The 13,554-nt window shown below is 70.7% G+C and carries 14 protein-coding genes; 4 read left to right on the top strand and 10 right to left on the bottom strand.

The window, feature by feature from the left end; all coding sequences use genetic code 11:
• Positions 1-102: 102 nt before the first annotated feature.
• From fabF to fasR, 5 genes are all read right to left on the bottom strand, one after another.
• A complete protein-coding gene (gene fabF / locus ADK65_RS22605; protein WP_053672162.1) occupies positions 103-1,374 on the bottom strand; it encodes a beta-ketoacyl-ACP synthase II in 1,272 nt (423 codons plus the stop codon).
• Positions 1,375-1,461: 87 nt separating this feature from the next.
• Complete coding sequence (locus tag ADK65_RS22600; RefSeq protein WP_003989952.1) at positions 1,462-1,710, bottom strand: acyl carrier protein; 249 nt, start codon at positions 1,708-1,710, stop codon at positions 1,462-1,464.
• 81 nt (positions 1,711-1,791) lie between these two features.
• Positions 1,792-2,793, bottom strand: coding sequence for a ketoacyl-ACP synthase III (locus ADK65_RS22595; RefSeq protein WP_053672161.1), 1,002 nt, complete (start codon positions 2,791-2,793; stop codon positions 1,792-1,794).
• Between the two features lie 25 nt (positions 2,794-2,818).
• The gene (locus ADK65_RS22590) at positions 2,819-3,748 is read right to left on the bottom strand and encodes an ACP S-malonyltransferase (RefSeq protein ID WP_053672160.1); all 930 of its coding nucleotides are present in this window, start codon (positions 3,746-3,748) and stop codon (positions 2,819-2,821) included.
• 89 nt (positions 3,749-3,837) lie between these two features.
• Complete coding sequence (gene fasR, locus ADK65_RS22585; protein WP_053672159.1) at positions 3,838-5,043, bottom strand: fatty acid biosynthesis transcriptional regulator FasR; 1,206 nt, start codon at positions 5,041-5,043, stop codon at positions 3,838-3,840.
• Positions 5,044-5,102: 59 nt separating this feature from the next.
• On the opposite strand from fasR, the gene ADK65_RS22580 reads away from it, so the two are divergent.
• Positions 5,103-5,756 (top strand): pirin family protein, encoded by a 654-nt coding sequence (locus tag ADK65_RS22580; RefSeq protein ID WP_053672273.1) that lies wholly within the window; start codon positions 5,103-5,105, stop codon positions 5,754-5,756.
• Between the two features lie 18 nt (positions 5,757-5,774).
• Here ADK65_RS22580 and ADK65_RS22575 read toward each other — a convergent pair whose 3' ends face one another.
• Positions 5,775-6,590 (bottom strand): serine hydrolase domain-containing protein, encoded by an 816-nt coding sequence (locus ADK65_RS22575; protein WP_053672158.1) that lies wholly within the window; start codon positions 6,588-6,590, stop codon positions 5,775-5,777.
• An 18-nt stretch (positions 6,591-6,608) separates the two neighbouring features.
• Entirely contained in the window at positions 6,609-7,079 is a 471-nt protein-coding gene (locus ADK65_RS22570) for a GNAT family N-acetyltransferase (RefSeq protein WP_053672157.1), read from the bottom strand.
• A 98-nt stretch (positions 7,080-7,177) separates the two neighbouring features.
• On the opposite strand from ADK65_RS22570, the gene ADK65_RS22565 reads away from it, so the two are divergent.
• Both ADK65_RS22565 and ADK65_RS22560 read left to right on the top strand, forming a co-directional pair.
• Entirely contained in the window at positions 7,178-7,642 is a 465-nt protein-coding gene (locus ADK65_RS22565) for a MerR family transcriptional regulator (protein WP_053672156.1), read from the top strand.
• Entirely contained in the window at positions 7,639-8,655 is a 1,017-nt protein-coding gene (locus tag ADK65_RS22560; RefSeq protein ID WP_053672155.1) for an aldo/keto reductase, read from the top strand. Before ADK65_RS22565 ends, ADK65_RS22560 begins: the two co-directional genes overlap by 4 nt.
• A 96-nt stretch (positions 8,656-8,751) precedes the next feature.
• Here ADK65_RS22560 and ADK65_RS22555 read toward each other — a convergent pair whose 3' ends face one another.
• The 3 genes from ADK65_RS22555 to ADK65_RS22545 form a co-directional block, all read right to left on the bottom strand.
• Positions 8,752-9,606 carry a DUF4429 domain-containing protein gene (locus ADK65_RS22555; protein ID WP_053672272.1) on the bottom strand — a complete coding sequence of 285 codons (855 nt, stop codon included), beginning with the start codon at positions 9,604-9,606 and terminating at the stop codon, positions 8,752-8,754.
• Between the two features lie 66 nt (positions 9,607-9,672).
• On the bottom strand, positions 9,673-10,881 hold the full coding sequence (locus ADK65_RS22550; protein ID WP_053672154.1) for an alpha/beta hydrolase: 1,209 nt from the start codon (positions 10,879-10,881) through the stop codon (positions 9,673-9,675).
• A gap of 73 nt (positions 10,882-10,954) precedes the next feature.
• Positions 10,955-11,587, bottom strand: a complete 633-nt coding sequence (locus tag ADK65_RS22545; RefSeq protein WP_234352928.1) for a TetR family transcriptional regulator — start codon at positions 11,585-11,587, stop codon at positions 10,955-10,957.
• A gap of 115 nt (positions 11,588-11,702) precedes the next feature.
• On the opposite strand from ADK65_RS22545, the gene ADK65_RS22540 reads away from it, so the two are divergent.
• Positions 11,703-13,322, top strand: a complete 1,620-nt coding sequence (locus tag ADK65_RS22540) for an MFS transporter (RefSeq protein WP_053672152.1) — start codon at positions 11,703-11,705, stop codon at positions 13,320-13,322.
• Positions 13,323-13,554: the final 232 nt, after the last annotated feature.

Raw genomic sequence — 13,554 nt, 5'->3', positions numbered from 1 at the left:
CTGCGCGAACAACCCCCACGGGCCCGCACCCGGCACACAACGTCACAGAAACGGCGATGGCCCGAACCCCCTCAGGGAGTTCGGGCCATACAACGCTCGGGATCAAACCGTCCGGAACGCCAGCACCACGTTGTGCCCACCGAACCCGAACGAGTCGTTCAGCGCGGCGATACGGCCCTCCACGGGCAGCTTCCGAGCCTCACCCCGCACGACGTCGGCGTTCGCCTCGGCCTCGGGGTCCAGGTTCTCCACGTTGATCGTCGGCGGCGCCACCCGGTGGTACAGCGCGAGCACGGTCGCCACCGTCTCCACGCCACCCGCACCACCCAGCAGGTGCCCGGTCATCGACTTCGTCGCGGACACCGCGAAGTGGTCGGCGTCGTCCCCGAACACCTTCCGCAGCGCCTTCAGTTCGGCGATGTCACCGGCCGGCGTGGACGTCGCGTGCGCGTTGACGTGCACGATCTCCGCCGGGTCCAGGTCGTTGCGGTCCAGCAGGTTCTGCAGGGCGTGCGAGATGCCCCGACCCTCCGGCTCCGGCTGCACGATGTCGTGCGCGTCGGCGGAGATGCCCTGCCCGACCGCCTCGGCGTACACCCGGGCACCGCGCTTCGCGGCGTGCTCGGCGGACTCCAGGACGACGACACCGGCGCCCTCACCGAGCACGAAGCCGTCGCGGGCCGTGTCGTAGGGACGCGACGCGCCCTGCGGGTCGTCGTTGTTCTTGGACATCGCCATCATGTTGCCGAACGCGGCGATGGGCAGCGGGTGGATCGCCGCCTCCGTGCCACCCGCGACGACGACGTCGGCGCGGCCGGTGCGGATCATCTCGATGGCGTAGCCGATGGCCTCGGCGCCGGAGGCGCAGGCGGAGACCGGGGTGTGCACGCCCGCCCGGGCGCCCACGGCCAGACCCACGTTGGCCGACGGGCTGTTGGGCATCAGCATGGGCACGGTGTGCGGGGAGACGCGGCGGACGCCCTTCTCCTTCAGCACGTCGTACTGGTCGAGCAGGGTCGTCACGCCGCCGATGCCGGAGGCGATGACCGCGCCGAGCCGGTCGGGGTCGATGTTCGGGTCCTCGCCGGCCTTCGCCTCGAAACCGGCGTCGGCCCAGGCCTCCTTGGCCGCGACCAGCGCGAACTGCGCCGAGCGGTCCAGTCGGCGGGCCTGCGGCCGCGGGATGACCTCGGTCGGCTCCACGGCCACCGGGGCCGCGATCTTGACGGCCTGGTCGGCCGCCCAGTCCTGCTCCAGGGGCTTGACACCGGACTTGCCGGCGATCAGGCCCTCCCAGGTAGAGGCTGCGTCGCCACCCAGCGGTGTGGTTGCGCCGATACCGGTGACGACCACGGTGCGATTGGTCGAGCTCACGGGAATTCTTTCTCCAACGGATCCGAGGATTAAGCGGCGCCACCGCCGGGTGGCGGGGCAGTCAGCCCAAGGGGCCAGATCGGCTGATCAGCCCTGGTGCTTGAGGATGTAGTCGGTCGCGTCGCCGACGGTCTTGAGGTTCTTGACGTCCTCGTCGGGGATCTTGACGTCGAAGCGCTCTTCGGCGGCGACGACGACCTCGACCATGGACAGCGAGTCGACGTCCAGGTCGTCGGTGAAGGACTTGTCCAGCTGGACGTCCTCAACCGGGATGCCGGCGATCTCGTTCACGATCTCGGCGAGACCGGCGACGATCTCTTCCTGAGTGGCGGCCATGTTGGCGCTCCTTCGTAGATATCCAGAGGGTGTGGCAGGTGTTTCCTTCCGTGCCGGACCGCATGATCCGGCACGGAGTGCCTAGGGGAGGGTAACGACAGTCGCGGCGTAGACGAGACCCGCCCCGAAGCCGATGACGAGCGCGGTGTCGCCGCTCTTCGCCTCGCCGGTCGCCAGGAGCCGCTCCATCGCGAGCGGGATCGAGGCGGCCGAGGTGTTGCCGGTGGTGCGTACGTCACGGGCGACCGTGACCGACTCCGGCAGCTTGAGAGTCTTCACCATCGAGTCGATGATCCGCTCGTTGGCCTGGTGCGGAATGAAGACGTCCAGGTCCTCCGCGGAGATGCCGGCGGCGTCCAGCGCCTCCTTGGCGACCTTCGCCATCTCGAACACGGCCCAGCGGAACACCGCCTGGCCCTCCTGCGCGATGGCGGGGAACTTGGCGACCTCGCCGGAACGGTAGTCCGTCCACGGCACGGTCTGCTTGATCGTCTCGGACTTGTCGCCCTCGGAGCCCCAGACGGTCGGGCCGATGGCGGGCTCCTGGGCGGGGCCCACGACGACCGCGCCCGCGCCGTCGCCGAACAGGAAGGCCGTCGCCCGGTCCTCCAGGTCGGTCAGGTCGCTGAGCCGCTCCACGCCGATCACCAGGACGTACTCGGCCGAGCCCTCGACGATCATGCCCTTGGCGAGGGTGAGGCCGTAGCCGAAGCCCGCGCAGCCGGCCGAGATGTCGAAGGCGGCGGCCTTCGCGGTGCCCAGCTTGTCGGCGATCTCGGTGGCGACGGCCGGGGTCTGCTTGAAGTGCGAGACCGTCGAGACGATCACGCCGCCGATCTGCTCGGCGGAGATCCCGGCGTCGGCGATCGCCTTGCCGGACGCCTCGATCGACATCGCGGCGACCGTCTCCTCGTCGTTCGCCCAGTGCCGGGTCTCGATGCCGGAGCGCGAGCGGATCCACTCGTCGGACGAGTCGATCGTCTCGAGGATCACCTCGTTCGGCACGACCCGGGTCGGGCGGTAGCCGCCGACGCCGAGGATGCGCGCGTACGGGGCGCCCTTGCTGGGCTTGATCTTCGCCATGCGGTCGGCTCCTTGGGGGCGGCGGTCAGGCGTGCTCGGCGATGAGCTCGCGAGCCGCGTCGAGGTCGGCGGGGGACTTCAGGGGCAGCGTCTTCACCCCGGGCAGAGCCCGCTTGGCGAGGCCGGTGAGGGTGCCACCGGGGCACAGCTCGATCAGGGCCGTGACACCGAGCTCCTTGAAGGTCTCCATGCACAGGTCCCAGCGGACCGGGTTGGCGACCTGTCCGACCAGGCGGTCCAGCACCTCGCTGCCGGCGGCGACGGCCTTGCCGTCGGCGTTGGAGACGTAGGTGACCTTCGGATCGCCGGGCGCCAGGGCCTCGGCGGCCTTCGCCAGCGTGTCGACCGCCGGGGCCATGTGGTGCGTGTGGAACGCGCCGGCGACCCTCAGCGCGACGACCTTGCGCACGCCCTCGGGCTTGTCCGCCTCCAGCGCGGCGAGCTGCTCCTTGGTGCCGGCCGCGACGATCTGGCCCGCGCCGTTGATGTTGGCAGGGGTCAGCCCCAGCTTCGTCAGATGCGGGATCGTCACTTCCGGGTCGCCGCCGAGGAGGGCGGCCATGCCGGTCTCCGTGACGGCCGCGGCCTCGGCCATGCCGAGCCCGCGGGTGCGGACCAGGCGCAGCGCCTCCTCGTGGGGGAGTACTCCGGCGAGCGACGCCGCGGTGATCTCACCGACGCTGTGACCGGCGATCGCGCCGACCTTCTGGGGCAGTTCGGCCGGGTCGTCGAAGAGCAGGTACGCGGACGCCATACCGGCCGCGACCAGCAGCGGCTGCGCCACCGCGGTGTCGCGGATCTCCTCCGCGTCGGCCTCGGTGCCGTAACGGATCAGGTCGATCCCCGCGGCGTCGGACCATGCCTCCAGGGCACCGCGGACACCGGGGAAGTCGAGCCATTCGGTCAGGAAGCCGGGCGTCTGAGCGCCCTGGCCGGGAGCGACGAGTACGAGCACTCTCACACTCTCTCTTGAGGACGGGCACAACCGCCCGTGGGGACAGGGACGAAGAACACGAGGGGGTTTTGTCGAGCCCCCACAAAACCTTAGGGCTGAGGATCTCCATCGACCAGACGCCCCAGGATCAGCGCGATCCGCAGGGTGAAGGCAGAGCGTACATCGGAGGGTGACCAGCCGGTGACGTCTGTCACACGTCGGAGCCGGTAGCGGACGGTGTTGGGATGGACGAACAGCATCCGGGCGGCGCCCTCCAGACTGCTCGCCTGTTCGAGATAGACGCTGAGGGTCTCCAGGAGCGCGGCCCCGGCCTCCTCCAGCGGTCTGTAGATCTCCTCCACCAACTGCTCGCGGGCCGAGGGGTCACCGGCCATGGCCCGCTCCGGGAGCAGATCGTCCGCCAGGACCGGGCGCGGGGCGTCCTGCCAGGCGGAACAGGCCTTCAGGCCGGCCGCGGCGGCCTGCGCGGACCGGGTCGCGGCCAGCAGGTCCGGCACCACGGGGCCCGCCACGACCGGCCCGGCCGCGAACGGGCCGATGAGTGACTTGGCGACGGCCAGCGGATTGTCGCTGCCGCCGGCGATGACGACCAGCCGGTCGCCGAGCACCCCGGTGAGCACCTGGAGCTTGGCGTGCCGGGCGGCCCGCCGGATCGCCTCGACCGTCAGTTCGGAGTCGCCGTCGGGAGCCGTCCCGAGCACCACGCACACGTGTTCGGGTGAGTTCCATCCGAGCGCGGCGGCCCGGGACACGGCGCCCTCGTCGGCCTCGCCGCTGAGTACGGCGTTCACCACCAGGGACTCCAGCCGGGCGTCCCAGGCACCGCGTGCCTCGGCGGCCTGGGCGTACACCTGGGCCGTGGCGAAGGCGATCTCCCGGGCGTAGACGAGCAGCGCCTCGCGCAGCACCCGCTCGTCGCCGGGGGCGGCGACCTCGTCGATCGCGCTCTCCATGACCTCGATGGTGGTGCGCACCATCTCCACGGTCTGGCGCAGGGTGATCGCCCGGGTCAGCTCGCGCGGCGCCGTGCCGAACACGTCGGTGGAGATGGCCTGCGGGGCGTCCGGATGCCGGAACCACTCGGTGAACGCGGCGATGCCCGCCTGCGCGACCAGACCGATCCAGGAACGGTTCTCCGGGGGCATGGCCCGGTACCACGGCAGCGTCTCGTCCATCCGCGCGATGGCCTGCGCGGCGAGCGATCCGGACGACTTCTCCAGCCGCTTCAGTGTCGCGGCATGCGGATGGACGTTGTGGGCTGCGGCTTCGTTCTTGCTGGTTTCGGGTTCGGGCACGGGGACAAGACTGCCTTATCCGGACGGGCAGGTGGGCCGCCGGGTCTACGGTGGACCCCGTGATGGACGTCAGGCGCGCGCACGAGCGCTACCCCGGAGGGGACGCGACCGCAGGGATCGAGACGTGGCACGCCTTCTCCTTCGGGCCCCACTACGACCCGGACAACCTCCGTTTCGGCGCGGTGCTCGCGTGCAACGAGGAGCGGCTGGCGCCCGGGGCCGGCTTCGACGAGCATCCGCACAGCCACACCGAGATCGTGACCTGGGTGGTGGAGGGCGAGCTGACCCACCGGGACTCCACCGGGCACGAGTCGGTGGTACGCCACGGGGACGTGCAGCGGCTCAGCTCGGCGGGCGGGGTGCGGCACGTGGAGCGCAACGACGGCCCCGGGCCCCTGACCTTCATCCAGATGTGGCTGGCCCCCCTCAGTCCCGGCGGTGACCCGTCCTACGAGGTCGTCCACGGCATCGCCGACTCCACGCCCTACGCCGTCCCGGAGGCCGGCGCGATGCTGCACGTGCGGCGCCTGGGGGCGGGGGAGCGGACGGCGGTGCCGGACGGGCCGTACGCGTACGTCCACGTCGTGCGCGGCGACGTTCGCCTGGACGGCGAGGAACTGGGGGCCGGAGACGCGGCCCGGATCACGGACGCCAAGGGCCTGGAGACCGAGGGCCTGAGCGACGCGGAGCTGCTGGTCTGGGAGATGGGCTGAGGGCCCGGGCCCGCCGTTCTAGAGCTCTGCCAGCACCGCGTCCGTGAAGGGCGGCCACGCCTCGGTCGCCCACGGCCCGAACGCCCGGTCCGTGAGCGCCACGCAGGCCGCTCCCGCGACCGGGTCGACCCACAGGAACGTACCCGACTGCCCGAAATGCCCGAAAGTGCGCGGCGAGGACGACGCGCCAGTCCAGTGCGGCGACTTGGAGTCGCGGATCTCGAAGCCGAGCCCCCAGTCGTTGGGGTTCTGGTGGCCGTACCCCGGCAGGACGCCCTTGGTGCCCGGATACTGCACGGTCATCGCCTCGGCGACCGTACGCGGATCCAGCAGCCGCGGTGCCTGCACCTCGGCCGCGAACCGCAGCAGGTCCTCCACCGTCGACACGCCGTCCTTGGCCGGAGAGCCCTCCAGGGTCGTCGAGCTCATGCCCAGCGGTTCCAGCACGGCCTGCCGCAGGTACTCCGCGAACGGGATGTCGGTGGCCTCCGTGACGTGGTCGCCCAACTGCTCGAAGCCGGCGTTGGAGTACAGCCGCCGCTCCCCGGGCGCGGCTGTGACCTTGTGCTCGTCGAAGGCGAGGCCCGAGGTGTGCGCGAGCAGGTGCCGGACCGTCGACCCGGCGGGGCCCGCGGGCTCGTCGAACTCGATGGCGCCCTCCTCGTACGCGACGAGTACCGCGTAGGCGGCCAGCGGCTTGGTCACCGACGCGAGCGGGAACCGCTGCCCGGCCGGTCCGTGGGTGCCGAGGACGGTGCCGTCCGCTCGTACGGCACCCGCCGCGGCGGTGGGAACCGGCCAGTTCTCGATCAAGGCGAGGCTCTTCAGCGACATGCGTGCGAGCCTATGCGCTCAGAGCGTGAGTTCCAGCAAGGGGTTGGGCTTGGGCCGGAACCCGAGGGAGATGTACAGCGGCTCGGCCTCCGGGGAGGCGGTGAGCTGCACGCGCCGGACACCGCGTCCGCGGAACCACTCCAGCAGCGTCGACGTGCACGCCCGCGCGTAGCCCCGGCGCCGGGCGTCCGGGTCGGTGGCGACGCTGAACACGAAGCCCACCATGCCCAGGGGGTCGCCCGCCTTGCCGATGCGGTAGTCGATCGTCCCGGCCACCAGGCAGGCCAGTGCCCCCGGCCGCTCCGGGTGGTCCACGACGAACGCCGCGAAGTCCCCGTCCGGATCGCCCAGTTCGGCCCTCAGGGCAGGGAGCGACTCCCCGTGCCAGGCGATGGAGGGATCGGAGGCGAACACCGAGTCGATCATGACTTGGCGCAGCCGCAGGACCTCTTCGGCGTCTTCGGGCAGGGCGCGACGTACAGCACTCATGAGTCCGTACGCTAACCAGCCGCATCCGGAAAGGTCCTGCCGATTTCTTACCCTCGGCGCTTGCTTGGAGTGCACTCCAGGGTTTTAGCGTGGGGGCCATGACGGTGATGGAGACCACGGCGACCGCGACCGACACCTGTGCCGGGCCGCCGCAGCAGAACCGGCGCCCGGACGGCCAGGACCGCTACACGATCAGCGAGGTCGTCGCCCTGACCGGCCTGACGGCTCACACCCTGCGCTGGTACGAGCGCATCGGCCTGATGCCGCACATCGACCGGTCCCACACCGGCCAGCGCCGCTACACCAACCGCGACCTCGACTGGCTCGACCTGGTCGGCAAGCTCCGGCTGACGGGCATGCCGGTCGCGGACATGGTGCGGTACGCGGAACTGGTGCGCGAGGGCGACCACACCTACGGCGAGCGCTTCGAGCTGCTGAAGACGACCCGTGAGGACGTCCTGGCCAGGATCGACGAACTCCGGGGCACACTCGCCGTGCTCGACCGGAAGATCAGTTTCTACGCGGACGCCGGGCGTGCCCTGGCGTCGGAGAGGTCCCGATGACGGACGGCAGGATCACGACCGCGAAGCTCGGCGACCACGGTCCCGAGGTGAGCGTCCAGGGCCTGGGCTGCATGGGCATGAGCTTCGGCTACGGTCCCGCGGACGCGGGCGCGTCCCGGGCCACGCTGGAGCGGGCGCTCGAACTGGGCGTCACCCTCTACGACACGGCCGACGCGTACGGTGCCGGTGAGAACGAGCGGTTCCTCGCGCCGTTCTTCAAGGCCCACCGCGACGAGGTCGTGATCGCCACCAAGTTCGCCCTGTCGATCCCCCCGGACGACCCCACGCGCCGCGTCGTCCGCAACGACCCGCCCTACATCCGCCAGGCCGTCGAGGCGAGTCTGCAGCGCCTGGACGTCGAGGCCATCGACCTCTACTACATGCACCGGCGCGATGTGAACGTGCCGATCGAGGAGAGCGTCGGCACGATGGCCGACCTGGTCCGCGAGGGCAAGGTCAAGCATCTGGGCCTGAGCGAGGTCACGGCCGGAGAACTGCGGGCCGCCCACGCCGTCCACCCCATCGCCGCCGTGCAGTCGGAGTGGTCGCTGTTCAGCCGTGACATCGAGACGCACGTGGTCCCCGCGGCCCGTGAACTGGGCGTGGCCCTCGTCGCGTACTCACCGCTCGGCCGGGGTTTCCTCACCGGCTCCTTCACCGACGCCGACCAGGACCTGACCGCCGGTGACTTCCGCCGTCAGCAGCCCCGCTTCACGGGCGACAACGCCACGGCGAACGCGACGCTGCTGGAGCTGATCCGGTCGGTGGCGAAGGCCCATGACGCGACCCTGGGCCAGATCGCCCTGGCCTGGGTCCAGCAGCAGGCGACGATCCACGACCTCCCGGTCGTCCCGATCCCGGGCACCCGCAAGCCCGGCAGGCTGGAGGAGAACACGGCGGCGACCAGGATCGTCCTGACGGACGAGGAACTGGACCTCCTGGACGGCATAGCGGCCCAGGTGGCGGGCACGCGGTACGCGGACATGACGTTCACGTCGGCGGGCCGCGAGTAGCGAGGCGCCCTCAGGGGCGCGCCCTCAGGGGCGCGGGGAACTGCGCTACCGGCCACACACGACCCGCACGCGCCGGCGCGCAGCACCCCGCAGACGCTAAAGCTCCGCCAACAACTCCGCCTTTTTGACCGAAAACTCCTCATCCGTCACCAACCCGGCCTGATGCAACTCGCCCAGGTGACGAATGCGCTCGGCGATGTCCGCAGGATCACGCCGCGGCGCGGGCACGGCGGCCACCGGACTCGACGTCCGCACCGCCGCCAGCACCGCGGCAGCGAACGGCAGCGACTCGTGCACGGGGCCGTACCCCAGCCCGAACACCACCGCGGCGGGATCCAGATCGGCCTGGCTCGGCGCCGCCACCGCCGTATCCCGGCGCAGAAGCCGCAAATGCCCCTCGAACACCTCCGGCGACCGCCACTCCACCCCGTTCAGCTCTCCGACGGAGAAAGTCTGGTCGCCGGCCTTCCACTTCGCCGACGACGCCCCCGTCCAGAACCACCGGAAGTTCACGGTCCGTCCGTCGAAGGTCGCCTTCCCGTCGTACGCCTTGAACGACAGCGGCCCCTCGGGCGGCTGCACGAGGAACCGCTCGGCGGGCCCGGACTCCGTCAGCAGGCCCCGCAGTTCGTCGGCGTAGTACTCCGCGAGGACCTCGCGCTCGGCGGGCAGCACCAGCCGGTAGGGATCGACGTTCTCTTTCAACTGCCCGGCGGCCGCCTCCATCAGCGGGTCCGCCCCGGGGCGCGGCTCGACACGCAGCACGACCGTGCCGCGCTTCCCGCGGGTCAGGGTCACCCCTGCGATCGCCTCCAGGGGCACGCGCCGTTCCCCGAGGGCCTGGAAGAGCTTCGGTGTTCGAATCCCCCGTTCGTAGCGGATGAGCACGGAGTCGGACTCGAACTCCCAGGCGGCATGCAATCCGGCCAGTACGTCACCCATGCGGCTCATCGTATGCGGCACGCGCTCCTCCGTCCCCCTCCCGAGCAGACCGCAATTTCTTCGCCTCTACGCGCGTCAGGCCGCTGCCGTGCCGGACATACCGGTACGGCAGACGCCGTCTTCGTGCGCGCAGTGCACCGAGCGGTATGCGCCGACGCCGATCTCTGCGAAATTGAACAGACTTGCCGTTCCGGGCTCGAAGTAGCCCGCGTGACCCTTCGCGCCCGCCGCCGACAGCACCCGCGCGCCGAAGCCCGCGGACACCGGATCGGCCCCGTGGCCCAGTCCGCCGACCTCCAGGTAGGGCACGTCCTGGATCCAGTCGTCGGAGTCGCGCATCGCCCACACCCGGGCGGTGGTGCGCAGCTGGGCGGCCTTCTCGACGCGCATGCCGGGGCTGCCGGCCACCGCGATGTCGGACACCCGGCCCGGCAGCGAGTGCGCGGCGACACCGCACACCACGGAACCGTAGCTGTGGCAGAACAGCGAGACCGGCGAACCGCCCGGCAGTGCCCGCACCAGCGCGTTGAGCCTTACCGCGCCCTCCTCGGCGCGCATCGCCGTGGCCGAGTCGATGCCGAGACCGCTCGGCGCCGTGTAGTCGGCCCAGGCGATCACGGCCGTCCGGGTCGACGGGCTCACCTGCCGCTCGGCCGCGTACAGGGACGAGGCCATGCCGACGGGGGCGGAGTACTTGCGCTGGGTGCGCTGGAAGGTCAGCAGGTCGGTGTCGACGCCGGGGACGACGACCGAGACCCGCTCCGCCCTGCGCAGATCGCCGAAGACCTCCGCCACCCGGCCCGAACCCTCCGGGTCGAAGGCCAGGATGTGCCGGCCCGGCTCCATGAGGTCCCCGAAGCGGTGCATCCTGCGGCCCGCCTCCTGCTGCCCGGCCGCGGTGAGGCGCTTGTCGTGCATGCGTTCCCGCTCGACCTTGCGCGCCTTGGCGAGCGCGAGGTGGTTGGCGCGGTAGCGCAGCTCGACCGGCGCGCCGTTCATGTTGCCCACCGCGAGCGGGTACGTGCGGACCAGGGTCGAACGGTCCTGCTCGGTGAGCGAGGAGAAGAAGCGGGCCAGCTTCGCCGGCTCGGACTGCGGGTCCGGCAGCCGGTGCCCGCCGATCCGGCCCTGCTCCCAGGCGGAGAGCGAGGCTTGGAGCGGCGTGTCGCCCCGCTGGTTGCGCAGGGCGGTCCAGCCGGTGGTCGCCAGCATCACGAACACGACGGCCAGAGCGAGCAGTGCGCGCCAGACGTTCAGCTGCGGGGAGGTGTCGAAGGAAGTCACTGAAAGGACACACTAGGAGAACGAGAGGGTCTCGCGTTAACCAAGTGACCGGGATCACGTTTCGGTGGATCTGTTAAGGGGACCGCTCCGCACGCCAGTTCCCGGCCAGTGCGGGACCCACCTGATCCAGGTATGTCGTGGTGAGTTCGCGCATTCCGTCGAGGGTGACGTCGTCCCCCGCGGACCACAACCGTTCGGTGACGCGAATCACCCCGCTGAAGAGCGCGACGACGATCCTCGGCCGGGGGTCCAGGTCCACGTCGAGCCCCTCGCGCTCGGCGATGATGCACGCGAGCTGCTCCTCCAGCTCCGCCGACCGCCGCAGGTGGGCGGCGAGCAGCGCGGGCGTCGACTCGATCACCCGGTAGACGCGCACGTGGAGCTCGAGCGGCACGAGTTCCACGACGGCCTCGTTGATGGCGTCCCAGCTCTCCAGTACGGACCGGCGCAGCGCCTCCAGCGGCGCCTCGTCCGGCGGGCGGGTGCGCAGGGCCTCGACGACGAGCGTCTCCGCGAGGCGCGGCACGAAGAACGCCGTCTCCTCCTTGCCGGCGAAGTAGCGGAAGAAGGTGCGCTGCGAGACGTCCACGGCGGCCGCGATGTCGTCGACGGTCGTCTCCTCGTACCCGCGCGTGGCGAACAGGTTCAGCGCCGCCCGCAGCAGAGCGTCCCGGGTGCGCTGTTTCTTGCGTTCGCGCAGGTTCAAGTCAGGCCTCCCGTCCGAAGTGTTTGCCCAGTTCAGGCTATACGGGGATGCCGTGTGGCCGGCCGGCCGGTGAATCTGTTTGTCAACTGTCAGTCGCTGACACTAGCCTCCCGGTATGACTAGTCAGACCACCATCGACAAGACGGGGTCGGGGGGCGCGGAACCGGCGGGCCCGTCGGACGCGACGCCGGGCAAGGGGCTGCGAGGGCACCCCTGGCTCACCCTCATCACCGTCGCTGTGGGGGTCATGATGGTGGCCCTCGACGGCACCATCGTGGCCATAGCCAACCCGGCGATCGGCAAGGACCTGGGGGCCTCATGGTCGGATCTCCAGTGGATCACCAACGCCTACTTCCTGGCCCTCGCCGTCTCGCTGATCACCGCCGGCAAGCTCGGTGACCGTTTCGGTCACCGGCAGACGTTCCTCATCGGTGTCGCGGGCTTCGCCGCCTCCTCGGCCGCCATCGGGCTGTCCAAGGGCATCACGGCGGTCATCGTCTTCCGCGTCTTCCAGGGCCTGTTCGGCGCGCTGCTGATGCCGGCCGCGCTCGGTCTGCTGCGGGCCACCTTCCCGGCCGAGAAGCTGAACATGGCCATCGGTATCTGGGGCATGGTCATCGGCGCGTCCACCGCGGGCGGCCCGATCCTCGGCGGCGTGCTCGTCGAGCACGTCAACTGGCAGTCGGTGTTCTTCATCAACGTGCCGGTCGGCGTCCTCGCCCTCGTTCTCGGCGTGTTGATCCTGCTGGACCACCGCGCCGAGAACGCCCCGCGCTCCTTCGACGTCCTGGGCATCGCCCTGCTGTCCGGCGCGATGTTCTGCCTCGTCTGGGCATTGATCAAGGCGCCCGAATGGGGCTGGGGTGACCTGAAGACCTGGGCGTTCATCATCGCTTCGCTCGTCGGCTTCGGACTCTTCGCCGTCTGGGAGACGAAGGTCAAGGAGCCGCTGATCCCGCTGGCGCTGTTCCGCTCCGTCCCGCTGTCGGCGGGAGTCGTCCTCATGGTCCTGATGGCCATCGCCTTCATGGGCGGCCTGTTCTTCGTGACGTTCTACCTCCAGAACGTGCACGGGATGAGCCCGATCGACGCCGGTCTGCACCTGCTGCCGCTCACCGGCATGATGATCGTCGGCTCCCCGCTCGCCGGTGTGATGATCACCAAGCTCGGCCCGCGCATCCCGCTGGCGGGCGGCATGGCGTGCACGGCGATCGCCATGTACGGCATGTCCACGCTGGACGCGCACACGGGCAGTGGCGTCATGTCCGTCTGGTTCGCCCTGCTCGGCCTCGGCCTCGCACCGGTCATGGTCGGCGCCACCGAAGTCATCGTCGGCAACGCCCCGATGGAACTGTCGGGTGTCGCGGGCGGCCTTCAGCAGGCAGCCATGCAGATCGGTGGCAGCCTCGGTACGGCCGTGCTGGGCGCGGTCATGGCGTCCAAGGTCGACAGCGAGTTCGCCGGCAACTGGGCCGATGCCGGGCTGCCGCCGCTCACTCCGGCCCAGTCCGAACAGGCCACGCTGGCGGTCCAGCAGGGCGGCGCCCCGGTCCCCCCGGGCACGCCCGAGCAGATCGCCGCCAAGATCACCGAGGTCGCGCACACCACGTTCATCGACGGCATGAGCCTGGCCTCCCTGACCGCCGCGGGCGTGGCGGCCGTCGCCGTGTTCGTCGCCCTCCTCACCAAGCGCGGTGAGAACGCGGAAGCCGGCGCGGGCGCGGCGCACATCTGACGGTCCCCGGCGGTCCGTTCCCTCATCAGGGTGAACAGGGCCGCCGAACCCTCCCCTCCGGCACGTGCCGCAGGTCACAGTGGGTCAAGTCCTCCGCAGGGCATGGAGGATGGACGCTGCGGCGCGCTGCCGGAGGGGGGTGGCGCGCAGGCAGCGGGATTAACGCGCACCGACGGGGTACCCGCCATGTCATACCCGAAGAAAACCCCAACCGATCGAGGGTTCACGGGAG

Origin of the sequence: Streptomyces sp. NRRL B-1140 (assembly GCF_001280065.1) — a bacterium.
Taxonomy (GTDB): Bacteria; Actinomycetota; Actinomycetes; order Streptomycetales; family Streptomycetaceae; genus Streptomyces.
This window is presented reverse-complemented; position numbering and strand designations above follow the sequence as displayed.